Origin of the sequence: Bacillus sp. FJAT-27251, from assembly GCF_001273925.1 — a bacterium.
In the GTDB taxonomy this organism is placed as follows: Bacteria; Bacillota; Bacilli; order Bacillales; family Cytobacillaceae; genus Mesobacillus_B.
This window is the reverse complement of record NZ_LIGG01000001.1, coordinates 1,079,015-1,102,462: the sequence shown is the minus strand read 5'-3', so window position 1 is coordinate 1,102,462 and position 23,448 is coordinate 1,079,015. Positions and strand designations below refer to the sequence as shown.

The 23,448-nt window shown below is 48.1% G+C and carries 22 protein-coding genes; 21 read left to right on the top strand and 1 reads right to left on the bottom strand.

Annotated elements, in window-relative coordinates:
• Positions 1-8 precede the first annotated feature (8 nt).
• From spoIIIJ to ADU22_RS05105, 9 genes are all read left to right on the top strand, one after another.
• Complete coding sequence (gene spoIIIJ / locus ADU22_RS05145; RefSeq protein ID WP_053361219.1) at positions 9-785, top strand: YidC family membrane integrase SpoIIIJ; 777 nt, start codon at positions 9-11, stop codon at positions 783-785.
• A complete protein-coding gene (gene jag, locus ADU22_RS05140) occupies positions 782-1,402 on the top strand; it encodes an RNA-binding cell elongation regulator Jag/EloR (RefSeq protein ID WP_053361218.1) in 621 nt (206 codons plus the stop codon). The genes spoIIIJ and jag overlap by 4 nt, the downstream gene beginning before the upstream one ends.
• Positions 1,403-1,930: 528 nt before the next feature.
• Positions 1,931-3,316 carry a tRNA uridine-5-carboxymethylaminomethyl(34) synthesis GTPase MnmE gene (gene mnmE, locus ADU22_RS05135; protein ID WP_053361217.1) on the top strand — a complete coding sequence of 462 codons (1,386 nt, stop codon included), beginning with the start codon at positions 1,931-1,933 and terminating at the stop codon, positions 3,314-3,316.
• Positions 3,317-3,354: 38 nt separating this feature from the next.
• Positions 3,355-5,244: a tRNA uridine-5-carboxymethylaminomethyl(34) synthesis enzyme MnmG gene (gene mnmG, locus ADU22_RS05130; RefSeq protein WP_053361216.1), complete on the top strand. Its 1,890-nt coding sequence runs from the start codon at positions 3,355-3,357 to the stop codon at positions 5,242-5,244.
• 28 nt (positions 5,245-5,272) lie between these two features.
• Positions 5,273-5,989: a 16S rRNA (guanine(527)-N(7))-methyltransferase RsmG gene (gene rsmG / locus ADU22_RS05125; RefSeq protein WP_053361215.1), complete on the top strand. Its 717-nt coding sequence runs from the start codon at positions 5,273-5,275 to the stop codon at positions 5,987-5,989.
• A gap of 105 nt (positions 5,990-6,094) precedes the next feature.
• Positions 6,095-6,946 carry a nucleoid occlusion protein gene (gene noc / locus ADU22_RS05120; RefSeq protein ID WP_053361214.1) on the top strand — a complete coding sequence of 284 codons (852 nt, stop codon included), beginning with the start codon at positions 6,095-6,097 and terminating at the stop codon, positions 6,944-6,946.
• A gap of 211 nt (positions 6,947-7,157) precedes the next feature.
• Positions 7,158-7,919 carry a ParA family protein gene (locus tag ADU22_RS05115; protein ID WP_053364472.1) on the top strand — a complete coding sequence of 254 codons (762 nt, stop codon included), beginning with the start codon at positions 7,158-7,160 and terminating at the stop codon, positions 7,917-7,919.
• Positions 7,912-8,763, top strand: coding sequence for a ParB/RepB/Spo0J family partition protein (locus ADU22_RS05110; protein WP_053361213.1), 852 nt, complete (start codon positions 7,912-7,914; stop codon positions 8,761-8,763). The genes ADU22_RS05115 and ADU22_RS05110 overlap by 8 nt, the downstream gene beginning before the upstream one ends.
• Before the next feature lie 133 nt (positions 8,764-8,896).
• Positions 8,897-9,610: a DUF554 domain-containing protein gene (locus tag ADU22_RS05105; RefSeq protein WP_053361212.1), complete on the top strand. Its 714-nt coding sequence runs from the start codon at positions 8,897-8,899 to the stop codon at positions 9,608-9,610.
• A gap of 46 nt (positions 9,611-9,656) precedes the next feature.
• Here ADU22_RS05105 and yyaC read toward each other — a convergent pair whose 3' ends face one another.
• Positions 9,657-10,274 carry a spore protease YyaC gene (gene yyaC / locus ADU22_RS05100; RefSeq protein ID WP_053364471.1) on the bottom strand — a complete coding sequence of 206 codons (618 nt, stop codon included), beginning with the start codon at positions 10,272-10,274 and terminating at the stop codon, positions 9,657-9,659.
• A gap of 196 nt (positions 10,275-10,470) precedes the next feature.
• On the opposite strand from yyaC, the gene ADU22_RS05095 reads away from it, so the two are divergent.
• The 12 genes from ADU22_RS05095 (at position 10,471) to ADU22_RS05040 (ending at position 23,261) form a co-directional block, all read left to right on the top strand.
• Positions 10,471-11,364 carry a mechanosensitive ion channel family protein gene (locus tag ADU22_RS05095; RefSeq protein WP_053361211.1) on the top strand — a complete coding sequence of 298 codons (894 nt, stop codon included), beginning with the start codon at positions 10,471-10,473 and terminating at the stop codon, positions 11,362-11,364.
• A gap of 13 nt (positions 11,365-11,377) precedes the next feature.
• Positions 11,378-11,581, top strand: coding sequence for a DUF951 domain-containing protein (locus ADU22_RS05090; protein ID WP_053361210.1), 204 nt, complete (start codon positions 11,378-11,380; stop codon positions 11,579-11,581).
• Positions 11,582-11,656: 75 nt separating this feature from the next.
• A complete protein-coding gene (locus tag ADU22_RS05085) occupies positions 11,657-13,660 on the top strand; it encodes a molybdopterin-dependent oxidoreductase (RefSeq protein ID WP_053361209.1) in 2,004 nt (667 codons plus the stop codon).
• A 123-nt stretch (positions 13,661-13,783) separates the two neighbouring features.
• Entirely contained in the window at positions 13,784-14,884 is a 1,101-nt protein-coding gene (gene ychF / locus ADU22_RS05080) for a redox-regulated ATPase YchF (protein WP_053361208.1), read from the top strand.
• 490 nt (positions 14,885-15,374) lie between these two features.
• A complete protein-coding gene (gene rpsF, locus ADU22_RS05075; RefSeq protein WP_046524968.1) occupies positions 15,375-15,662 on the top strand; it encodes a 30S ribosomal protein S6 in 288 nt (95 codons plus the stop codon).
• Positions 15,663-15,734: 72 nt separating this feature from the next.
• Positions 15,735-16,244: a single-stranded DNA-binding protein gene (gene ssb, locus ADU22_RS05070; RefSeq protein WP_053361207.1), complete on the top strand. Its 510-nt coding sequence runs from the start codon at positions 15,735-15,737 to the stop codon at positions 16,242-16,244.
• A gap of 57 nt (positions 16,245-16,301) precedes the next feature.
• Complete coding sequence (gene rpsR / locus ADU22_RS05065) at positions 16,302-16,538, top strand: 30S ribosomal protein S18 (protein ID WP_046524992.1); 237 nt, start codon at positions 16,302-16,304, stop codon at positions 16,536-16,538.
• Between the two features lie 343 nt (positions 16,539-16,881).
• Positions 16,882-17,829, top strand: coding sequence for a YybS family protein (locus ADU22_RS05060; protein ID WP_053361206.1), 948 nt, complete (start codon positions 16,882-16,884; stop codon positions 17,827-17,829).
• Between the two features lie 30 nt (positions 17,830-17,859).
• Positions 17,860-19,833, top strand: a complete 1,974-nt coding sequence (locus ADU22_RS05055) for a DHH family phosphoesterase (protein WP_053361205.1) — start codon at positions 17,860-17,862, stop codon at positions 19,831-19,833.
• Positions 19,830-20,279 (top strand): 50S ribosomal protein L9, encoded by a 450-nt coding sequence (rplI, locus tag ADU22_RS05050; protein WP_053361204.1) that lies wholly within the window; start codon positions 19,830-19,832, stop codon positions 20,277-20,279. Before ADU22_RS05055 ends, rplI begins: the two co-directional genes overlap by 4 nt.
• Before the next feature lie 145 nt (positions 20,280-20,424).
• The gene (gene dnaB, locus ADU22_RS05045) at positions 20,425-21,789 is read left to right on the top strand and encodes a replicative DNA helicase (protein ID WP_046524963.1); all 1,365 of its coding nucleotides are present in this window, start codon (positions 20,425-20,427) and stop codon (positions 21,787-21,789) included.
• A gap of 179 nt (positions 21,790-21,968) precedes the next feature.
• Positions 21,969-23,261, top strand: coding sequence for an adenylosuccinate synthase (locus ADU22_RS05040; protein ID WP_053361203.1), 1,293 nt, complete (start codon positions 21,969-21,971; stop codon positions 23,259-23,261).
• Positions 23,262-23,448 lie beyond the last annotated feature (187 nt).

The following is a 23,448-nucleotide window of genomic DNA, read 5'->3' as shown; positions in this document are numbered from 1 at the left end:
AAGTTCGCTTGAAAAAAAGAATAATGCTGGTAGCCGGTTTGCTGCTTCTCATGGCCGTCCTGACGGGATGTACGGAGTACAATCAGCCGATTACGGAGGAAAGCTCCGGCTTTTGGAATGAATATATCGTTTATCCGCTTTCCATGCTGATTGTTAAGATGGCAGAATGGATGAACGGAAGCTTTGGATTGTCGATTATTATCGTTACGCTTCTTTTGCGTTTTGCGATTTTGCCTTTGATGATCAAGCAGACGAAAAACTCGAAAGCCATGCAGGCAATTCAGCCGGAAATGAAGAAACTGAAAGAAAAATACAGCTCAAAAGACCAAAAAACACAGCAAAAACTTCAGCAGGAAACGATGGCTTTGTTCCAGAAGCATGGCGTCAATCCGCTTGCAGGATGTTTCCCGCTGCTCGTGCAAATGCCGATTTTGATTGGTTTTTACCATGCAATCGTACGGACAAGAGAGATTGCCAACCATAATTTCCTCTGGTTTGATCTTGGGTCGCCGGATCCGATTTATCTTTTGCCGCTCATTGCCGGCGTGACTACTTTCATTCAGCAAAAAATGATGATGGTGGGCATGGAAGACAACCCGCAGATGAAAATGATGCTTTATCTTATGCCGATCATGATCGTTGTGTTCGCTGTTTCGTTCCCGGCAGCTTTATCCCTTTACTGGGTAGTAGGGAACATCTTTATGATTGTCCAAACTTATTTCATTAAAGGGCCGGACCTGAGGAAACAGCAAGCAGCCGGCAGCGCGGGAGGAGCAAAAAAGTGAAACAGATAACTGCTACCGGACAAACAGTCGAAGAAGCAGTAGAATCAGCACTAGCTCAGCTAAAAACAACTAGAGACCGCACAGAAATCAATGTGATCGATGAGGGAAAGAAAGGGATTCTTGGAATTTTCGGAACCCGCCCAGCTGTCGTAAAGGTAACGAAGAAGATTGACCCGTTTGAAGAAGCGGTCAATTATTTGAAGCAGGTTGCCCAGCAGCTTGGCGCACCAGCAGAGGTGGAAGTGAAAACAGAGGGCAAGCAAGTCACTTTTATCCTGAGCGGGGAGAAAATCGCGCTGTTGATCGGGAAAAGGGGACAAACCCTCAATTCGCTTCAATATTTGACACAGCTTGTCATGAACCGTCATTCCGAACAGTTTTATACCGTTCTTCTTGATGCGGAGGACTATCGGAAGAGAAGGAGTGACACGCTGGTGCAGCTTGCTCAGCGCCTTGCGCAGCAGGCAGTGAAAACAGGGAAGGAAGTGGCGCTTGAGCCAATGCCTTCCTATGAACGAAAAGTCATCCATACCGCTTTGATGGGAAACAGGAAGATCAAAACCTACTCCGATGGCAGCGATCCCCATCGGCACATTGTTATTTCACCTATTAAATAAAAAACAAAAACCGGTCTGGCAGCAGACCGGTTTTTTATGCCCAAAATTCTAATTGTGGCCAGGCTCAGCTTCCTCGTCCTTTGTCCAAAGGGAAGTGGGTGTACCCAGCAATAGTAAATAAGCGGAGATTTTTCGGTTAAATGAGAAATTTAGCTTTTTCCATGACATATAGGGGGAAGTTTTCCGGTTATGCAAAGAAAAATAGCCTATTTTCACGTTTTTTGAATCAATAGGCGGAATTCCTCCTTCTATTCAGGGGCTTTTTCGTGCGATTTACAAATTAAGAGAAATTTCTCCGTTTATTTATCGGAAAGGGTGCTTACCCTGTTCTCCAGCTGAATGAAGGTTGCGCTGTTATTGTTATTCACATGTGGATAAGTTAAAATATAAGATATTTCTTTTTTTCTTGTGGATAAAAGGAGTACGGATTTATATGTTTTTGGCAAAAGCTGTGATACTCTATAAATTTGGGAAACGATACGTAAGTCACATAGATATATTTAATGTAGAAGCAAAGAGGTGAATAGAATGGAGTTTGATACAATTGCGGCCATTTCGACCCCGATGGGAGAAGGAGCGATTGCCATCGTCCGGTTAAGCGGAGAGGAAGCCTTTGCGATTGCGGACAGGCTGTTCAAGGGGATCGGGAGCAAAAAGCTGAAGGATGTTCCGTCCCATACGATTCATTATGGCCATATCATCGATCCCGCAACTGGCGAAACAGCCGAAGAAGTGATGGTTTCGGTTATGAGAGGTCCAAAGACATTCACAAAGGAAGATGTCGTCGAAATCAACTGCCATGGCGGACTGGTATCGGTGAACAGGGTGCTGCAGCTGGTCCTCAACCAGGGGGCGAGGCTGGCGGAACCAGGTGAATTTACAAAACGGGCCTTCCTGAATGGACGGATTGACCTTTCACAGGCAGAAGCGGTAATTGACCTTATCCGGGCAAAAACGGACAGGGCGATGAATGTGGCCCTAAACCAAATGGATGGCCGTCTTTCCAGGCTGATCAGGAAGCTTCGCCAGGAAATCCTTGAGACGCTTGCCCATGTAGAAGTTAATATCGATTATCCGGAATACGATGATGTGGAAGAAATGACGCATCGCATGCTGCTTGAGAAGTCCACGTTTGTCCAGCAGGAAATCGAGAAGCTGCTGCAAACCTCCCAGCAAGGAAAGATTCTGCGCGAGGGACTGTCGACGGTTATTGTCGGCCGCCCAAATGTAGGAAAATCGTCGCTGCTTAACAGCCTTGTGCATGAAAATAAAGCGATTGTCACGGATATTCCCGGAACCACAAGGGATGTTATCGAAGAATATGTAAATGTCCGCGGCGTTCCGCTGCGCCTGCTTGATACAGCTGGCATCAGGGAAACAGAGGACATTGTCGAACGGATTGGCGTGGAACGCTCACGCCAGGTATTAAAAGAAGCGGATTTAATTTTACTTGTATTGAACTATTCGGATGATTTTACAGAAGAGGACAGGAACCTTTTCCGGGCGGTAGAGGGTATGGATGTCATCGTCATTGTCAATAAAACGGATTTGCCGCAAAAGCTGGATATGGCGGAAGTCAGGGAGCTTGCCAGCGAATATAAAATCGTCACCACCTCGCTGAAGGAAGACGAGGGCATCGACGAGCTTGAAGAAGCCATTTCCTCATTGTTTTTCTCAGGTTCCATTGAGGCAGGCGATATGACATATGTATCGAACAGCCGCCATATCGCCCTGCTGAACCAGGCAAAGAACTCAATTGAAGAAGCGATTTCAGGCGTTGAAATGGGAACACCAATCGACATCGTCCAAATTGACCTGACCCGATCCTGGGAACTGCTCGGTGAAATCATCGGCGACAGCGTGCATGAAAGTTTGATTGACCAGCTGTTTTCACAGTTTTGTCTAGGGAAGTAGAATAAGGGAAGATTCCATAAAATAAAGGAGGCAGCACAATGCCATTTGAAGCAGGTAATTATGATGTGATTGTCATTGGGGCGGGCCATGCGGGCAGCGAGGCGAGTCTTGCGGCCGCACGCATGGGCGCAAAAACACTGATGATCACCATCAATCTTGATATGATTGCCTATATGCCATGCAACCCGTCCATAGGTGGTCCGGCCAAAGGGATTGTTGTCAGGGAAATTGACGCCCTTGGGGGAGAAATGGGCCGTAACATCGATAAAACATATATCCAAATGAGGATGCTCAATACCGGGAAGGGACCGGCCGTAAGAGCGCTTAGAGCCCAGGCGGATAAGTTCGCCTACCAGCATGAAATGAAAAAGACAATGGAAGAGGAACCAAACCTGACGATGATCCAGGGAATGGCAGAACGGCTTATTGTCGAAGATGGTGTCTGCACAGGCGTGATTACGCAAACAGGTGCCGAGTACCGTTCAAAAACGGTCGTCATTACCGCGGGAACCTTCCTGCGCGGCGAAATCATTCTTGGCGAACTGAAATACTCCAGCGGCCCGAACAACCAGCAGCCATCGATTAAGCTTTCGGAGCACCTTGAAGAGCTCGGCCTTGACCTGGTAAGGTTCAAGACAGGCACACCGCCGCGGGTCCACAGCAATACGATTGATTACTCAAAAACGGAGATTCAGCCTGGTGACGATGTCCCGCGCGCTTTCTCCTATGAAACAACCAAGTTCATCACCGACCAGCTGCCATGCTGGCTGACGTATACGAATGAGAAGACCCATGAACTGATTGACCAGAACCTGCATCGTTCACCGATGTTCTCCGGAATGATCAAAGGGACTGGACCGCGCTATTGTCCATCGATCGAGGATAAAGTGGTCCGTTTCAATGACAAGCCGCGCCACCAGATCTTCCTTGAGCCTGAAGGGCGCAATACACAGGAAGTATATGTCCAGGGCTTGTCGACCAGCCTTCCTGAGGAGGTCCAGCACAAGCTGCTCCGTTCCATCCCGGCCCTTGAAAATGCTAAAATGATGCGGCCAGGGTATGCGATTGAGTATGATGCGGTCGTTCCGACCCAGCTATGGCCGACGCTGGAAACGAAAAAAATCAAAAACCTTTACACAGCCGGCCAAATCAACGGAACTTCAGGTTACGAAGAAGCAGCCGGACAGGGCTTGATGGCTGGCATCAATGCCGGCAGAAGGGCATTGGGGAAAGAAGAAGTCATTTTAAGCCGTTCCGATGCCTATATTGGTGTCATGATCGATGACCTGGTTACAAAAGGAACGAGCGAACCGTACAGGCTTCTGACATCGAGGGCAGAATACCGCCTGCTGCTGAGGCATGACAATGCCGATCTGCGCCTGACCGGCATCGGCCGCGAGCTTGGCCTGATTTCCGATGAGCGCTACGACCGCTTCGTTGCGAAGAAGGCTGCGATTGAAGCAGAAACCAAAAGGCTTCGGAACATCATCATCAAGCCTTCCGAAGAAGTCCAGGGGCTGATCCGCTCCCTTGGCGGAAGTGAACTTAAAGATGGAATCCGCGCTTCCGACTTCATTAAGCGTACCGAAATTTCGTATGAACATATTAAAGCCTTGATACCGCCTGAAACCCAGCTGGATCCAGAGGTTGAAGAGCAGGTCGAAATCCAGATCAAATATGAAGGGTATATCGAAAAATCGCTTCAGCAGGTGGACCGCCTGAAGAAAATGGAAGACAAGAAAATTCCGGAGAACATTGATTACGATGCGATTACCGGAATTGCGTCAGAAGCGAGGCATAATCTAAAAACAGTCCGCCCGCTTTCGATTGCCCAGGCTTCCCGGATTTCAGGGGTAAACCCGGCTGATATTTCGATTTTGCTTGTTTATATTGAACAAGGGCGGATTGCCCGCATTTCGAACCAGTAAGACAAACTTTTTTTGAGAGGGCAGGCTTATGAACCCAGAACAATTTAAAGCATCTCTGGCTGAAAAGGGGATTCTTCTCACTGATTGGCAGATGGAACAGTTCGAAACCTATTTAAGAACTCTGGTTGAATGGAATGAAAAAATGAACCTGACGGCAATTACCGACAAAGAAGAAGTGTTTCTGAAGCATTTTTATGATTCTGTTTCAGCGGCCTTCCATTTCGATTTTGACCGTCAGCTGAATTTATGTGATGTAGGCGCAGGGGCAGGCTTTCCAAGCATTCCCCTGAAAATCGCCTTTCCAAAGCTGCGGGTTACAATTGTTGACTCCTTAAACAAACGAATTACGTTCCTTGAGAATTTGGCAAAAGAGCTGAAGCTCGAGAACGTGACCTTCATCCATGACCGCGCCGAAACATTCGGCCAAAACAAGCAGCATCGCGAACAATACGAAGTCGTAATGGCGAGGGCGGTTGCGAGGCTTTCCGTCCTTAGCGAACTATGCCTGCCGCTTGCGAAGGTCGGCGGACAGTTCATTGCGATGAAAGGCGGACAGGCCGAGGACGAGCTTCAGAAGGGCAAAAAGGCGATCCATGTGCTGGGCGGGAGGCTCCAAGGAGTCCATTCCTTCAGGCTGCCTGTAGAAGACAGCGACCGCACGGTTTTGATCATTGAAAAAGAGAAGAAAACGCCGAAGCAGTATCCGCGCAAACCAGGTACCCCTAATAAATCTCCCATCGAATAGGGGTACCTAAAGCTCGAATTTGGTTTATAATTATTTATAGGCAGGAACTTGTCTTTCTTATAGAGAAATATGATATAGGGAGTTTCATAAAGGTGGTGCAGGGGAATGAAGCCTTCTTTTTCACGCTTTTTTGGCCTGGGAGAAAAGCAGGAACCAGTCACGGCAGAAAAAACGGAAGAGAAAGATGAAATAAGAAAAATTCCTATTGACGATATCGTACCTAATCGATTTCAGCCAAGAACGGTGTTCGATGATGAAAAAATTGAGGAGCTCGCCCGTACAATCCACACGCACGGAGTGATACAGCCCATCGTCATCAGGGAATTTGAAGACGGAAAGTACGAGATCATCGCGGGTGAACGCCGCTGGCGGGCGATGAGGAAACTTGGCTGGGAGGAAGTCCCGGCAATTGTCAATAACTTAACCGACGCAGAGACGGCCTCTGTTGCATTGATAGAAAACCTTCAGCGGGAAGAGCTTTCCCCGATTGAAGAAGCAATGGCCTATGGAAAATTGCTGGAGATCCATAACCTGACACAAGAGGCTCTTGCCCAGCGCCTTGGGAAAGGACAATCAACGGTAGCCAATAAGCTCCGCCTCTTGAAGCTGCCTCAGGAAGTTCAGGATGCCTTATTGAACAAGCAGATTTCGGAACGTCATGCCCGCTCGCTGATTCCATTGAAAGATGCGGACAAGCAGGTCCAGCTGCTTAATGAAATCATTGAGAAATCCTTGAACGTCAAGCAGACGGAAGCCCGCGTCGAAAAGATGATGAGCCAGGATGACAAGCCTCCGAAGCCAAAGCGGAAGGCATTCAGCAAGGATATGCGCATTGCTGTCAATACAATCCGCCAGTCCTTGTCGATGGTTTCCGATTCCGGAATCAACCTCAAGTCCGAGGAAGAGGAACACGAGGACTTTTACCAGATTACCATTAAGATCCCAAAGAAAAAATAAGGAAAAATGTGAGAAGCCACCGCTGTTTCTCGCATTTTTTTTTTGCAAGAATCGAAGTTTGCCAGACTGTGATATTTTTCTAAAAAGCCTTTCGACCGTGTTTTTTCATGGTAAAATAGAATACATGACTGTTTGACAAAATTTAAGGGAAATCCATGATAAGCTCCCTCCAAACGGGAGAATCTTAAAGGTTTTGAAAGTAGGTGACAATGTGGGCAAAATCATTGCGATTGCCAACCAGAAAGGCGGGGTTGGAAAAACGACTACCTCGGTTAACCTGGGGGCCTGCTTGGCATACATAGGGAAAAAAGTGTTATTGGTCGATATCGATCCGCAAGGCAATGCGACCAGCGGAATTGGCATTGAAAAGGCCGATGTCGAACGCTGCATTTACGATGTCCTTGTCGATGATGTGGATGCCAAGTCTGCAATCAGGCCGACAGCTGTCGATAATCTGTTTGCGATTCCGGCTACCATCCAGCTGGCTGGCGCCGAAATTGAACTCGTGCCGACTATTTCCCGGGAAGTCAGGCTGAAACGGGCCCTTGAGGAAGTAAAAGAAGACTATGATTATATATTGATAGATTGCCCGCCGTCGCTGGGATTATTGACATTGAATTCCTTAACGGCATCAGACGGGGTGCTGATTCCGGTCCAATGCGAATATTATGCGCTGGAAGGCTTGAGCCAGCTGCTTAATACTGTAAGGCTGGTGCAAAAGCATTTAAATCATGACCTTAAAATTGAAGGCGTCCTGCTGACGATGCTGGATGCCCGCACCAATCTCGGAATCCAGGTCATTGAAGAAGTTAAAAAGTACTTCCAGGATAAAGTATATAAAACGATTATTCCCCGCAATGTCCGCCTTAGCGAGGCTCCAAGCCATGGAGAGCCGATTATCATCTATGATCCAAAGTCGCGAGGAGCCGAAGTTTACCTAGAACTTGCAAAGGAAGTGGTTGCAAATGGCTAAAGGCTTGGGAAAAGGCTTGAATGCTTTCTTTAATATGGAAGTTGGCAAAGAAGAAACCGTCAAGGAAATCAGCATCAAGGAATTGCGTCCGAATCCTTACCAGCCAAGGAAAGTCTTTCAGAAAGAGGCAATCGAGGAGCTGAAAAACTCAATCCTTGAGCATGGCATCCTCCAGCCGATCATTGTCCGCAAGACAATAAAAGGCTATGAAATCGTGGTAGGCGAGCGGCGTTTCAGGGCAGCCAGGGAGGCGGGCCTTGAGACAGTTCCCGCTGTTGTCCGGGAGCTTACCGAACAGCAAATGATGGAGCTTGCCATCCTTGAAAACCTTCAGCGTGAGGACCTCAATCCAATCGAAGAGGGAGCCGCGTACCAGAACCTGATTGAAAAGCTGGGCATCACCCAGGAAGAGCTGGCAAAGCGTCTTGGAAAGAGCCGTCCTCATTTGGCCAACCATATCCGCCTGCTAAGCCTTCCTCCAAAGATCCAGGAACTGATTTCGGGCGGGAAAATGACAATGGGCCATGGCCGGGCGCTGCTTGGTTTGAGGCAGAAAGACAAATTGCCGTTGATTGCCGAAAAGACGATTAAAGAGGGGCTAAATGTCCGTCAGCTTGAACAGCTGATCCAGCAGCTTAACGAAACCGTTCCACGTGAAACAAAGAAAAAGCCTCAGCCAGGCAAGGATATCTTCATTGCCGACAGGGAAAACCACTTGCGGGAACGATTTGGCACGACCGTCCATATAAGGCAGACCAAAAATAAAGGGAAAATTGAAATTGAATTCTTTTCGAAGGAAGACCTTGAAAGGATTTTAGAGTTGATCGGCCAATCAGACTCTTAAGCTGTCTTGCGGGATGGCTTCTTTTTTTGGCCAAGTTCGCCTGCTAATAAAGAATGAATGGGAAATTCACTTTTTTTATGGTAAATTATAAGAAAAATTTCGCTGAACGAAATATTGGATTTGGGTGAAAATGATGTTTTTACTAGGAACAATTGTGAACGGCCTGCTGATTATCATTGGTACATTTCTAGGCAAGCTGCTGCATCGGATTCCCGAGGGAATGAAGACGACAGTGATGTATGGAATCGGCCTTTCGGTTATGGTGCTCGGCCTGCAGATGGGCTTTAAGAGCGAAAACTTTCTGATTGTCATAATCAGCCTGGTCATCGGAGCCGTGATTGGAGAGTATCTCCATCTTGATGACCAATTGAACAGCCTTGGCCATTGGCTTGAAAAGAAGATTGGCAGTGAAGGACAGGGCAGCATTTCCCAGGGGTTTGTGACGGCCACCCTGATTTTTGTCATCGGAGCGATGGCGATCATCGGGGCACTCGACAGCGGCATCCGCGGCGACCATGATGTGCTTTACACAAAAGCGATCATCGATGGTTTCACCGCCTTGATTTTGACGACGACGCTTGGCATAGGTGTCATCTTTTCGGCTGTCCCTGTCATGCTCTACCAGGGAACAATTGCTGCCTTTGCGACGCAGATTGACCGGATTATCCCGGCAGAACTGATGGACAGTTTCATTGTGGAAGTGACGGCCACAGGCGGAGTGATGATTTTTGCCATTGGCCTGAACCTTGTCGGCCTGACAAACATCAAAGTGGCGAATCTCCTGCCGGGCATAGTCGTTACTTTGCTGGCTGTAGCAGCCCAATATGGGTATAATCTTTTATTTTAAAAAATAGAGGAAGGCCGATTGTCAACGGCCTTCCTTTTATTATTATTCAAGTTGTCTGTTCACGGTTTATATCCCACTTGATCTCGGTCCATGTCTGTTTTCTTGGCAGGAGAAGACTTGTCTCATGGATTCCTTCAGCAATCGTTTTGGCCATTTTAACGACAAGGTTCAGTCTTGTGTTTTGGAGGACAAAAAACTCCATGAAGCCGCTGACATTGACGATCCCGGTGAGGTGGATGTCCCCGACTTCAGGCAGATTCTTGTTGACTCCTGCCCCTGGCTTTAATGGGCCGGAATTGATATGGATGGAGCCTACACTTTTCAGCCTGCCGAGGCAGGCATCAATGCCAATGATGAATGGATGGACATGCTTTTGCTTGATTTCGTTCAGCTTGTCTTCAAGATTCACGGCATGGATGGGGTCTTCGAGTGTGCCATAGACATAAAAAGGGGAAATGCTCTTTTCTTCCAGAAAGCTGCCGATCAGTGGACCCAATGAATCACCTGTAGACCTGTCGGTTCCAATGCAAACAAAGACGATGGGGCGATTTGTATAGGCAGGAAGAAGGCTAAGCATGCTCTCGGCAAGCTTGGCGGCAGCATGGGTATCTTCGTGATTGATTTTGATTGGGCTGCCCTTCCTGTCAAAAAAATTAAGATTCATTGGCTCCACTCCCTTACATTCATAATACCAGTATACGGAAATTTTTTTTAATCTATACATACCTGTAAAAAGAAACATTTAAACAAAAGATAGGTGTGTAACTTCCTCCAATATTATGAAATGCACTCTTGAATTGGCATGATGGAAGGATACTTGATAAAATGGATATGTTTCATTATTTTAGGCAGGTGATGTTATGAGCAAGACAGAAAAGTTCTGGCAAATGACCGCTGATAGATTTACCAATGAAGAGATGTGGTTCACTATTGGCGAAGGACTGCTTAAAATTATCGCCATTCTCATCATTTCGGGATTGGTAATTCGTTTGGGGAAATCCGCCATACGCAAGTTTTTCAATTTGAAAACGAAGACTCCATTGGGATTGGTTTCAGAGCGCCGGGATGCGACGCTGATCAAGCTTTTGGAAAATATCCTTACTTATGCAGTCTTTTTTATTTCGATTATGACCATCCTTTCCGTGTTGACGATCAATGTGCAGGCCATGTTGGCAGGTGCCGGGATTGTCGGCCTGGCGGTGGGCTTTGGGGCACAGAGCCTGGTGAAAGATGTAATCACCGGATTTTTCATCATCTTTGAGGACCAGTTTTCAGTTGGTGATTTTGTCCGGATTGGCCAGTTTGAAGGAACAGTCGATGAAATCGGCTTAAGGACAACCAAAATCAAAAGTTTTACGGGCGAAGTACATATTTTGCCTAATGGGAGTATTACGGAAGTCACCAATTTCTCTTTGCATAATAGTGTGGCCATCCTTGACATTGGAATTGCCTATGAAAGTGATATCGACAGGACAGAGCGTGTGCTGCAGGATCTTTTGGCCGGGCTTACCGAAAAATATGAAGAGATTGTGAAGGAGCCGGAATTGCTTGGAGTCCAGCAATTTGGAGCCTCCGAGCTGGTGCTGCGGATTGTGGCGGAAACCCAGCCAATGAAGCATTGGTATATCGGCAGGATTCTTCGCAAGGAGATAAGGCAGGTCCTGGATGCAAATGGCATCAATGTTCCTTATCCGCGTCTTGTTATGACATCAAGGGAGGAAGAGGAAGCAAGGAGAAAACAACCGGGAAGTTGAAGGAGGGAAAACAGTGGAACAAAAAGAGTTTCAGCTCAATGATGTGGTCGAGATGAAAAAACCCCATCCTTGCGGAACGAACCGCTGGAAAATCATCCGTCTGGGCATGGATATCCGCATTAAGTGTGAAGGCTGCGGGCATAGCGTCATGATCCCAAGAAAAGATTTTACCCGCAAAATGAAGAAGGTACTGGAAAGGCAGGAGCAGGGGGAGTGAACCTGCTTCTTTTTTAAAAAGATAACGGAATCTTGCATTCTGGATAAATCTCTATAAGGTTTGGGGATGGAGTAAATGGCGAACGTTTTTCATTCCGCATGTCCGCTTAATTGCTGGGACAGCTGCGGCTTCAAGGTGACAGTCGAAAATGGGAAAGTGACAAAAATCGAGGGCGATGAAGATCATCCGATTACCAGGGGGAAGATCTGCGGAAGGGGCCGGATGCTGGAGCAGCGTGTCAACTCTGGTGGCCGCCTGCTGTACCCGTTGAAAAAAATAGATGGTGAGTTTGCGAGAATCAGCTGGAAGCAGGCTTTGGATGAGATAGCCGGAAAGCTGCAGCATTACAAGGAAGCCTATGGAACAGCCTCTGTGCTCCATAGCCATGATTATGCGAATGGCGGCCTTCTTACCAAACTGGACAGCCGGTTTTTCAATGCATATGGCGGAGTTACGGAGCTTACGGGTTCGATTTGCTGGGGAAGCGGAATCGAAGCGCAGTGCTGGGATTTCGGCGATGCCTACAGCCATGCTCCCGGAGACCTTTCCAACAGCAAGAGCATTGTTGTTTGGGGAAGAAATGTCGCCAGGACCAATATGCATCTGTTTGAAGCCCTGCAAAAGGCGAAAAAAGCAGGCGCAAAGGTGTATGTGATTGATCCGCTTTACAATGCCACAGCGAAAATGGCAAACCGGCATATTACGGTGAAACCAGGATTTGACGGGCTGCTGGCAGCCGGAATTATCAAGGAAATGCTTAGACTTGGCCTTGAGGACAGGAAGTTCATTGAAAACCATACCATCGGTTATGCCGATTTAAAAGAGCTGATTGATAGCGTAACCCTTGAGGAACTAAGCGCCTATACGGAAGTGCCGCAGCTCACTTTTACCGAGCTGGCGGAAGTTTACGCACAGCGGCCCGTTGCGACTTTGTTTGGCCTGGGAATGCAGCGTTATGCCAATGGAGGGAATACAATCAGGCTGATGGATGCCCTTGTGGCCGTGAGCGGGAATATTGGGATTCCCGGCGGAGGAGCGAACTATGCGAACCGGCAGGTAGGACAGAGTTTCGACAGTGCCAGCCTCACCTTGCCTCATAGAAAGACAGCACACCGCAGCTTCAGCATGATGCAGCAGGCGGAGGGAATCCTGACTGCTGCCGACCCTGGTATCAAGATGGCCATCGTCACTTGCGGAAATCCGCTAACCCAGGTGCCAGACAGCACAAAAGTCCATGATGCCTTTTCCTCGCTGGAAACTTTGGTCGTCATGGAGCAGGTCATGACAGATACGGCACAGCTTGCCGATTATGTTTTACCGGTTGCCTCGGTCTTTGAAACAGAAGATGTGTATTATTCGTCCATGTACCATCATTATGTCAATCACGGGCCAAAGCTTGTGGAACCGCCTGGCGAGGCAAAAACGGATGCCTGGATTTGGACGGAGCTGGCGGACAGGCTTGGTTTTGGCGAAGACTTCGCCTATACCCGGGAGGAGTTCCTTGGGATGGGACTTTCCAAGCTGGAGGAGCAAGGCATCAATCTCGAGCGCTTAAGAACTGATAAGCATGCAGAATTGCCTGTTGACCATATTCCGTGGAGCGACTATAAATTCAGGACGCCAAGCGGGAAATATGAGTTCACTTCCGCTTCTGCGGAAAAAGCAGGATTCGGAGGACGAATTTCCTTGTCCCTGCCCAAAGAAACGAAGTGGACCGACCCCAACCTCGCTGAAAAATATCCATATACGCTGCTGACCATCCATCCGCTCCGTTCCAATCATTCACAGCACTTTCATCTGTTTGCGAAAGAGCCGGAGGTCAAGGTAGAGGTGAGCCCCGATATTGCAGAGGCTAAACAGCTAAAGGACGGGGACCTTGTCCGGGTATGGAACGGGCGCGGGGAAATCCGCGGCAAAACGGCTGTTTTAAAAATTGCCCACCCCGGGACAATCAACATTGATGAAGGGATCTGGCGCAAGTTTGGCGGGCCGGTCAATATGCTCACATCCGATGCCGAGTCTGACAACCGCCAGGGAAGCACCGTTTATGATTGTCTCGTCAATCTTGAAAAAGCATAATGCATGTGAAAGCCGCCATCTCCGGCGGCTTGTCTTTTTATGGTGAACTCTCTATAATTGTGAGAGGCAAATTCGTTTAAACTGACTGGTTTGAATAGATATTTTTATAGAGGAGTGACAAGGATGGCCTTAACAGCAGGTATCGTCGGGCTTCCAAACGTCGGGAAGTCGACCTTGTTCAATGCAATTACACAGGCTGGAGCCGAATCAGCCAATTACCCATTCTGTACCATCGACCCGAACGTCGGCATTGTTGAAGTGCCTGATCATCGTTTAAACAAACTAACTGAATTGGTGCAGCCAAAGAAAACTGTTCCGACAGCGTTTGAGTTCACTGATATTGCCGGCATTGTCAAAGGCGCGAGCAAAGGCGAAGGCCTTGGGAACAAGTTCCTGGCCCATATCCGTGAAGTGGATGCCATCTGCCAGGTGGTCCGCTGCTTTGCTGATGAGAATATTACCCACGTATCTGGTAGTGTGGATCCGATTGACGATATTGAAGTCATCAATCTGGAATTGATCCTTGCCGACCTTGAGTCCGTTGACAAGCGGATAAGCCGCGTTGAGAAACTGGCCAAGCAGAAGGATAAGGAAGCTTTAGTGGAGCATCCGGTGCTTGTTAAGATCAAAGAAGCGCTTGAAAATGAAAAAGCGGCACGCACTGTAGAGCTGACAGAGGAAGAAGCCAAGGTTGTCAAGGGTCTTCACCTGCTGACCACCAAGCCGATGCTATATGTAGCGAATGTTGGTGAAGATGATGTAGCGGATCCGAGCGGCAATGAATATGTTCAAAAAGTGCGTGAATATGCTGCAGCCGACAATGCGGAAGTGATTGTCATCTGTGCAAAGATCGAGGAAGAAATTGCCGAGCTTGAGGGCGAAGAAAAGGAAATGTTCCTGGAAGAGCTTGGCATCGAAGAATCCGGCCTTGACCAGCTGATTCGGGCGGCCTACAGCCTGCTTGGCCTTGCGACCTACTTCACAGCAGGAGTGCAGGAGGTCCGCGCCTGGACTTTCCGCCGCGGCATGAAGGCGCCTCAATGTGCGGGCATCATCCATTCCGACTTTGAAAGAGGCTTTATCCGTGCCGAAACCGTGTCCTATGACGACCTGTTGGCAGCCGGCACCATGGGCGCAGCCCGCGAAGCAGGCAAAGTGCGCCTCGAAGGAAAAGAATACGAAGTAAAAGACGGAGACGTCATCCATTTCCGTTTTAATGTGTAAGTTATTTGTTCCCTCGCAGCGTAAGGCTTGCGGGGGTTTTTGTCCGTTTGGGCTGTGTTAATCATAACCATTTATTTTAACCCTGTTGATTGGAGTGGAAGGTGCGAGACTCCTCGAAAATGCTAACGCATTTTCTTCGTGCGTGGGCAGGTTCAAGGAAGCACATTCAATGTCCTGCGGGAGTACAGGTCAGGGGAGACCCCGCAGGCGTGTAAACGCCGAGGAGGCTTCCCGGGCCGTCCGCGGAAAGCGAAGCGCCTGGAACGGAAATCAACAGATTCATTTAACACAGCCTAGAAATAAATAGAATGGACAAAAATACGAACGTATGTTAGTATTTGATTATACCAAAACAATTTTAGCAAATCATGGACAAGCCCAAACAAGAGTTGCGTTTGGATTATTCCTATGCTATAATTTTACCTTGTGAGTAATGAATAATTGCTCCTTGCCCATTTATGGGCCGTTAGTCCAAAAGGAGGTGACAGTGATGAGAAAGTACGAAGTTATGTACATCATCCGCCCAAACATTGAAGATGAAGCGAAAAAAGCGTTGATTGAGCGTTTTAACGGCATCTTGACTGATAATGGTGCGGAGGTTAGCGAAGCTAAGGATTGGGGCAAGCGCCGCCTTGCATACGAAATCAATGATTTCCGTGACGGCTACTACCAACTCCTTCAGGTGAATGCTGAACCAGCTGCGGTTGACGAGTTCTCCCGTCTTGCTAAAATCAGCGAAGATATCATTCGCCACATCGTAATCAAAGACGAAAAGTAATAATTTATATAAAAGAACTTTTGGCTGACGTTTCCTTCTGGAACACAGCTGGAAGGAAAGGGGTTGATACTGATGATGAATCGTGTAATTCTTGTCGGCCGTTTGACCAAGGACCCGGAACTCCGCTATACACCGAATGGAGTAGCGGTAGCATCCTTCACCCTGGCCGTGAACAGATCGTTTACGAACCAGCAGGGAGAGAGGGAAGCTGACTTCATTAACTGTGTTGTTTGGCGCCGTCCGGCTGAAAACGTCGCAAACTTTCTTAAAAAGGGAAGCCTTGCAGGTGTTGATGGACGCATCCAGACCCGCAGCTATGAAGGACAGGACGGAAAGCGCGTCTACGTTACGGAAGTAATGGCAGAAAGCGTCCAGTTCCTTGAGCCTAAGAGCCAAAGTCAAGGTCAAAGCCAGGGCCAGAATTTTGACCGCGGAGGGAATTATCCTTCCCGCTCGAATGAGCAAGATTCTCCATTTGGAAATCAGAATCAACGACAGCCCCAAAGAAACACGAGACTGGATGAAGATCCATTCGCTGGTGGCGGACAAATCGACATTTCGGATGATGATCTTCCATTCTAACTCAAATCGGACGTTACTATATAATCTGATCAAACAAGGAGGGAATTGACCATGGCAATGGGAGGACGCAGAGGCGGACGTGCGAAGCGCCGTAAAGTTTGTTTCTTCACAGCAAACGGAATCACTCACATCGACTATAAAGATGTAGATCTTCTGAAAAAGTTTATCTCCGAGCGCGGCAAGATTCTGCCACGCCGTGTAACTGGCACAAGCGCTAAGTATCAGCGTAAACTGACAGTTGCAATCAAGCGTGCACGTCAAATGGCATTACTGCCATACGTGTCAGGCGAGTAATTAGAAGCGGAAGCGCCTTCGGAACAATCTAAAAGCGGATTGTTCCTGCGATGCTTATTCTAAGAAGTTTTCCTTTGTGCTTAGCCCCGACAAGCATAAGACGCTCCGGGATAGAAGGCGTTTTTTGCCTTCAATTCCGGAGTGGCTTATGACCTCGAGGGGCTAGGCGCTGGAGCTGGACAGTTATCTAATTTCAGATGCATATACTTTGGTATATACTTAACAAAAGGCAGCGGGCTTTCCCGCTGCCTTTTGTCGTCATAGGCCCCCTTAGTTGAATCTGGGACCGCTACTCGCTAAAATAGTTTTTATGGAGATTTTTTTGTTGTAAAGAGGTGGAGACTTGAAGAATAGAAATACATATAAACTGACAGAGGGTGCCATACTGCTGGCCATCTTAGCTGTCCTGCTGCTGATATCGCTGTATGTTCCTGGGCTTGGCCTTGTGGCCACACTGTTCATGCCGTTGCCATTCATGATGTTTGCAGCGAAGAATGATGGCAAGAGTGCTGCTGTGTTTACAGTTGCAGCTGTGCTGATCTCACTCATCTTTGGATCCTTGCTGGCGATTCCTCTTGCATTGGCCCATGGCTCCACAGGTGCAGTAATGGGGTATATGATCTCAAAAGGGAAAGGAAGACTGGCCATCTTTGTGGCAGGGTCCCTTGTTTTCCTGGTAAATACCGTTCTTCAGTATGCAGCAGCTGTAGCCCTTTTCCAAATCAATTTTATTGATGAGATGCTTGCGGCTTTCAGGGAATCCATTTCAATGTCTGCCGAAATGATGGAACGAATGGGCCAGACCGTGGATGATGGCGTAATGAAGCAGCTGGAAGGCACTGTTGAGTTAATGGAAACCTTGATGCCCAGCATGTTTGTGCTCGCGTCCTTCCTGATTGTATTCCTGGTGCAGCTTGTGTCGATTCCGATCCTGAAGCGATTCGGCATCGACGTTTCCCGCTGGAGGCCATTCAGGGAGCTGAGACTGCCAAAAAGTGTTCTCTGGTACTATTTGTTTTCGCTGATTTCCTCCATGCTGATTTCTCCTGATACGGGAGGCTATTGGGTATGGGCGGTGACCAATCTGCTCTTTGTCCTGCAATTCCTCATTTTGCTGCAGGGTTTCTCGCTTATCGCTTATTTTTACCATGTTAAAGGGTATTCTAAAGCCATCTTTGTGGTTACGGTCATCCTGGCTCTTCTGATACCAATTCTCCTTTATATTGTCAGGATATTAGGTATAATTGACTTAGGTTTTGATTTGCGGAAACGTCTTGAGGAAAAGAAGTAATCGGAAACTAATGCTATAGGAGCTGAGTCCATGCCTTCACATTTGGAAAGGCGACAAGTTCGTTTACCATTATACGGATTAATAGCTGCGGTCCTGGTGCTTCTTGGAGTGCTGTCCTATTATAACTGGATGATAGGAGCCGCTGGCTATATCGTTACAGGGCTGTTTATCTTTTTCATCTTCCGGATGATTGAAAAGGCCAAACAGGAAACCGAAGAATATATATCGACCCTTTCCTATCGTATAAAAAAAGTCGGCGAAGAAGCCTTGATGGAGATGCCGATTGGAATTATGCTGATCAATGATGATTACTATATCGAGTGGACCAATCCGTTCATCGCATCCTGCTTTCAGGAAGATTCCCTTGTGGGGCGCTCCCTGTATGACGTGGCGGATGCCGTGATCCCATTGATCAAGCAGGAAGTCGAAACAGAAATCATTTCCATGCATGACCGGAAATTCCGGGTCATTCATAAGGCTGAGGAAAGACTGCTTTACTTTTTTGATGTAACAGAGCAGTCAGAGATTGAAAAGCTTTATCATGACGAAAGAACGGTTATCGCCTTTATTTACCTTGATAATTATGACGAACTGACGCAGGGAATGGATGACCATATGCGGAGCAGCCTGAACAATCTGGTTACTTCGATCCTGAATAAATGGGCAACCAATAATGGTGTTTTTCTTAAAAGGGTTTCGTCCGAACGATTTATGGGCGTCTTTAATGAACATATTCTTCAGCTTTTGGAAAAGAGCAAGTTTTCCATTCTGGATGAAGTGAGGGAAACGACATCCAAGCAGAATGTACCGCTGACGCTGAGCGTGGGAGTTGGAACGGGTGTGTCTTCGCTCCCCGAGCTGGGCGAGCAGGCCCAGTCGAGCCTTGACCTCGCATTGGGGCGCGGCGGCGATCAGGTGGCTGTAAAGCAGCCGAACGGGAAAGTGAAATTCTACGGAGGCAAGACGAATCCGGTGGAAAAGCGGACCCGGGTAAGGGCGAGAGTCATCTCCCATGCGCTGAGGGACCTGGTCGCAGAAAGCGACAAAGTATTGATTATGGGACATAAGAATCCCGATATGGATGCGATTGGTTCGGCCATCGGCATTTTAAAAGTCGCCCAGATGAACAATCGCGAAGGCTATATTGTGGTCAATAAGCAGGAAATCGATGTTGGTGTCCGAAGAATGATGGAGGAGATCAGGCAGAAAGAGGAGCTGTATTCCTGTTTTATCACTCCGGAGCAGGCTTACGAAATCGCCACTGATGATACGCTTCTTGTTGTTGTCGATACCCATAAACCGTCACTGGTGATTGATGAACGCCTGCTGCACAGGCTTGAGAATATCATTGTCATTGACCATCACCGCCGGGGAGAAGAATTCATTAAAAACCCGCTGCTTGTCTATATGGAACCATATGCGTCATCTACTGCCGAGCTGGTCACCGAGCTTCTGGAATACCAGCCGAAAAACGGCAGGATTCAAATGCTTGAAGCGACAGCCCTGCTGGCCGGGATTATCGTTGATACGAAGAGCTTTACGCTTCGGACAGGATCGCGGACCTTCGATGCCGCTTCCTATTTGCGGAGCCATGGAGCCGATACGGTCCTTGTCCAGAAGTTTTTGAAGGAAGATATCCATACCTACATCAAGCGGGCGCGGATCATTGAAAATGTGTATTTTTATGAAGAAGGCATCGTGATTGCTGCCTCGCCGGAAGATGAAATCAGCGATAATGTGCTGATTGCCCAGGCGGCGGATACGCTGCTGACGATGGATGGGGTGTCCGCTTCCTTCGTCATCGCCAACAGGCCAGACGGCCTTGTCGGCATCAGTGCCCGTTCACTTGGAGAGGTGAATGTCCAGATTGTTATGGAAAGCCTGAATGGCGGCGGACATTTAAGCAATGCAGCAACCCAATTGCCTGACAGTACAGTGGAAGAGGCTGAAAAGGCCCTCCAGAATGCAATTGCCGAATACTTGGAAGGGGGAAACAAAGAATGAAAGTCATATTCTTGAAGGATGTTAAAGGAAAAGGTAAAAAGGGCGAAGTGAAAAATGTGGCAGATGGCTACGCGCATAACTTCCTGATCAAGCAAGGCCTTGCCGTAGAAGCTTCTTCAGCGGCAATGAGCTCCCTGAGCGCCCAGAAGAAGAAGGAAGAAAAGCAGGCTGAGGAAGAGCTGAAGCAGGCGCAGGAATTGAAAGAGAAGGTCGAAAAGCTGACAGTGGAGCTTACAGCCAAGTCAGGAGAAGGCGGCCGCCTGTTTGGTTCCATCACTAGCAAGCAGATTGCCGAAGCCCTGCAGAAACAGCATAAAATTAAAATTGACAAGCGCAAAATCGAACTGGACGATGCCATTCGTGCCCTTGGCTATACAAAGGTTCCAGTCAAGCTCCATACCGATGTGACTGCTACCTTGAACGTGCATGTAAAAGAAGGAAACTAATTTCCAGTTCCTTATCCAGCAAAACATGATAGAATAAAAGTGCCGGCAGAAAAGCGGACGACGATGCTTTTCTGTCTTTCTTCTGTGATTAGTCTTTTTGCTGATCACTTTTTTTCTTTAATGATCCTCTTAKGGAGGTTTGCATATGAATGATTTATTTGCCAACCAGCTGCCGCCGCAGAACCAGGAAGCGGAACAGGCTGTGTTGGGAGCGATATTCCTTGAACCATCGTCATTGACAGTTGCTTCTGAAGTTTTGATTCCCGAAGACTTTTACAGGGCGGCGCACCAAAAAATCTTTGATGTGATGCTAAACCTGAATGACAAAGGGAAAGCGGTCGACCTGATTACCGTCACCGAGGAACTGGCTGCAGCAAAGCTTTTGGAGGATACCGGCGGGGTCAGCTATTTGAGCGAGCTTGCGGCCTCTGTTCCGACGGCGGCCAATATTGAATATTATGCCAGGATTGTCGAAGAAAAGTCCTTGCTGAGAAGGCTGATCCGGACGGCGACAGGGATTGCCCAGGATGGCTATTCCAGGGAAGATGAAGTGGAAGCCCTGCTGAGTGAGGCGGAAAAAAGCATCCTTGAGGTGGCCCAGCGGAAGAATGCGGGCGCCTTTCACAATATTAAGGATGTTCTTGTACGCACATACGACAATATTGAGCTCCTTCACAACCGTGTTGGCGATATCACGGGCATTGCCACCGGTTTTGCCGAGCTGGACAGAATGACAGCCGGTTTCCAGCGGAATGACCTGATCATTGTGGCCGCACGTCCTTCGGTTGGTAAGACAGCGTTCGCGCTAAACATCGCCCAGAATGTGGCGACCAAGACCGCTGAGAATGTCGCCATCTTCAGTCTTGAGATGGGAGCTGAGCAGCTGGTCATGCGTATGCTTTGTGCCGAGGGCAATATCAATGCCCAAAACTTAAGGACCGGCTCCCTTACGGATGAAGACTGGGGAAAGCTGACGATGGCCATGGGCAGCCTATCGAATTCCGGTATTTTCATAGACGATACTCCAGGGGTCAGAATCAGCGAGATCCGTTCCAAATGCCGGCGCCTGAAGCAGGAGCAAGGCCTTGGAATGATTCTGATTGATTACTTGCAGCTCATCCAGGGTAACGGACGTTCAGGGGAAAACCGCCAGCAGGAGGTTTCGGAAATCTCCCGTTCCCTTAAAGCTTTGGCGAGGGAACTTGAGGTTCCTGTCATCGCCCTGTCCCAGCTCTCCCGCGGTGTTGAACAGCGCCAGGATAAGCGCCCGATGATGTCTGACATCCGTGAATCCGGAAGTATCGAGCAGGACGCCGATATTGTAGCATTCTTATACCGTGATGACTATTATGACAAAGAATCCGAGAACAAGGACATCATTGAAATCATCATTGCCAAACAGCGTAACGGCCCGGTTGGCACGGTCCAGCTTGCGTTTGTAAAAGAGTACAACAAATTCGTTAACCTCGAAACGCGCTATGGGGAATCTTCCATTCCGCCTGGGGCTTAAAGATTAACCTTCATATGGTTAGTCTTTTTTTTATCATAGAAAACTAGTTTTCACGAACATATTTTGAAATATTCATATAAACGTTCGTGTTTAATTGACTTGAATGTACAGGAACTGGTAAAATTAATTTGTTGATGGAGAATATTACTTTTACATAGACCTTTGGAGGTGCATCTCATATGTCATCAGTTGTTGTTGTGGGAACACAGTGGGGAGACGAGGGCAAGGGGAAGATTACTGATTTCCTGTCCGAGAATGCTGAAGTCGTTGCGCGTTACCAGGGAGGAAACAATGCCGGCCATACCATTAAGTTTAACGGTGAAACGTATAAGCTGCATTTAATCCCATCCGGAATTTTCTATAGTGATAAGGCATGCGTTATCGGCAACGGAATGGTTGTCGACCCGAAAGCGCTTGTGCAGGAGCTTGCCTACCTGCATGACAAGGGAGTCGACACAGGCAATTTGAGAATCTCAAACCGTGCTCATGTTATCCTTCCGTACCATCTAAAACAGGATGAAGTTGAAGAAGCACGCAAAGGCGCCAATAAAATTGGCACAACGAAAAAAGGGATCGGCCCTGCCTATATGGATAAGGCAGCGCGCGTGGGCATCAGGATTGCCGACCTTCTTGACCGCGAAGTGTTTGAAGAGAAACTGGCCCGCAATCTCGAAGAAAAGAACCGTTTATTTGAACGGATGTACGAAATAGAAGGCTTCAAGCTTGAAGACATCCTTGACGAATATTACGAATATGGCCAGCAGATCGCCCAGTATGTGTGCGATACGTCTGTTGTCCTCAATGATGCCCTTGATGAGGGCCGCCGTGTCTTGTTTGAAGGTGCGCAGGGGGTTATGCTCGACATTGACCAGGGAACATACCCGTTCGTAACGTCATCCAATCCGGTTGCCGGCGGGGTAACCATTGGTTCAGGAGTCGGACCAAGCAAAATCAACCATGTGGTCGGTGTCTGCAAAGCCTATACAACAAGAGTCGGCGATGGTCCGTTCCCAACGGAACTGGATAATGAAATCGGCCATCAAATCCGTGAAGTCGGCCGCGAATATGGTACAACAACCGGAAGGCCCCGACGCGTCGGCTGGTTTGACAGTGTGGTTGTCCGCCATGCCCGCAGGGTCAGCGGCCTGACAGATCTGTCGCTGAATTCCATCGATGTCTTGACCGGTATCGAAACACTTAAGATTTGTGTTGCTTATCGTCTGAACGGTGAAGTAGTCGAAGAGTTCCCTGCAAGCCTCAAAGCCCTAGCACAGTGCGAGCCTGTTTACGAGGAGCTGCCAGGCTGGACGGAAGACATTACCGGCTGCAAATCCCTCGATGAGCTGCCAGCGAATGCAAGGCATTATATCGAAAGAGTATCCCAGCTGACGGGAATTCCATTATCCATCTTCTCCGTAGGCCCGGACCGCAACCAGACCAACGTCGTCCGCAGCCCATGGCGCCAAAAATAATAGTTAGTTTGTTAAAAGCCTCCCAGGTGTTGGGAGGCTTTTTGTCTAGGGAGGAAAGGGGGAAGCAGGAAACAGAGGTGATGGCGAACGGTTTTTGCAGAAGCAGCCGGGAGAAGGTCCTTCATGAAGGGAGGAGGACCGTTTTGGGTGATAAAGGGTACTGACAAGGTGTCTCAGTGCCTCTTTT

What these genes read in the sequence shown, in the direction of transcription:
- mnmE (WP_053361217.1), top strand. Translation starts at nt 1,931, where the DNA reads ATGGAGTTTGATACAATTGCGGCCATTTCGACCCCGATGGGAGAAGGA.
- noc (WP_053361214.1), top strand. Translation starts at nt 6,095, where the DNA reads ATGAAGCCTTCTTTTTCACGCTTTTTTGGCCTGGGAGAAAAGCAGGAA.
- ADU22_RS05105 (WP_053361212.1), top strand. Translation starts at nt 8,897, where the DNA reads ATGTTTTTACTAGGAACAATTGTGAACGGCCTGCTGATTATCATTGGT.
- rsmG (WP_053361215.1), top strand. Translation starts at nt 5,273, where the DNA reads ATGAACCCAGAACAATTTAAAGCATCTCTGGCTGAAAAGGGGATTCTT.
- mnmG (WP_053361216.1), top strand. Translation starts at nt 3,355, where the DNA reads ATGCCATTTGAAGCAGGTAATTATGATGTGATTGTCATTGGGGCGGGC.
- dnaB (WP_046524963.1), top strand. Translation starts at nt 20,425, where the DNA reads ATGAATGATTTATTTGCCAACCAGCTGCCGCCGCAGAACCAGGAAGCG.
- ychF (WP_053361208.1), top strand. Translation starts at nt 13,784, where the DNA reads ATGGCCTTAACAGCAGGTATCGTCGGGCTTCCAAACGTCGGGAAGTCG.
- ADU22_RS05110 (WP_053361213.1), top strand. Translation starts at nt 7,912, where the DNA reads ATGGCTAAAGGCTTGGGAAAAGGCTTGAATGCTTTCTTTAATATGGAA.
- ADU22_RS05085 (WP_053361209.1), top strand. Translation starts at nt 11,657, where the DNA reads ATGGCGAACGTTTTTCATTCCGCATGTCCGCTTAATTGCTGGGACAGC.
- rpsR (WP_046524992.1), top strand. Translation starts at nt 16,302, where the DNA reads ATGGGAGGACGCAGAGGCGGACGTGCGAAGCGCCGTAAAGTTTGTTTC.
- yyaC (WP_053364471.1), bottom strand. Translation starts at nt 10,274, where the DNA reads ATGAATCTTAATTTTTTTGACAGGAAGGGCAGCCCAATCAAAATCAAT.
- rplI (WP_053361204.1), top strand. Translation starts at nt 19,830, where the DNA reads ATGAAAGTCATATTCTTGAAGGATGTTAAAGGAAAAGGTAAAAAGGGC.
- ADU22_RS05095 (WP_053361211.1), top strand. Translation starts at nt 10,471, where the DNA reads ATGAGCAAGACAGAAAAGTTCTGGCAAATGACCGCTGATAGATTTACC.
- ADU22_RS05055 (WP_053361205.1), top strand. Translation starts at nt 17,860, where the DNA reads ATGCCTTCACATTTGGAAAGGCGACAAGTTCGTTTACCATTATACGGA.
- rpsF (WP_046524968.1), top strand. Translation starts at nt 15,375, where the DNA reads ATGAGAAAGTACGAAGTTATGTACATCATCCGCCCAAACATTGAAGAT.
- ssb (WP_053361207.1), top strand. Translation starts at nt 15,735, where the DNA reads ATGATGAATCGTGTAATTCTTGTCGGCCGTTTGACCAAGGACCCGGAA.
- ADU22_RS05040 (WP_053361203.1), top strand. Translation starts at nt 21,969, where the DNA reads ATGTCATCAGTTGTTGTTGTGGGAACACAGTGGGGAGACGAGGGCAAG.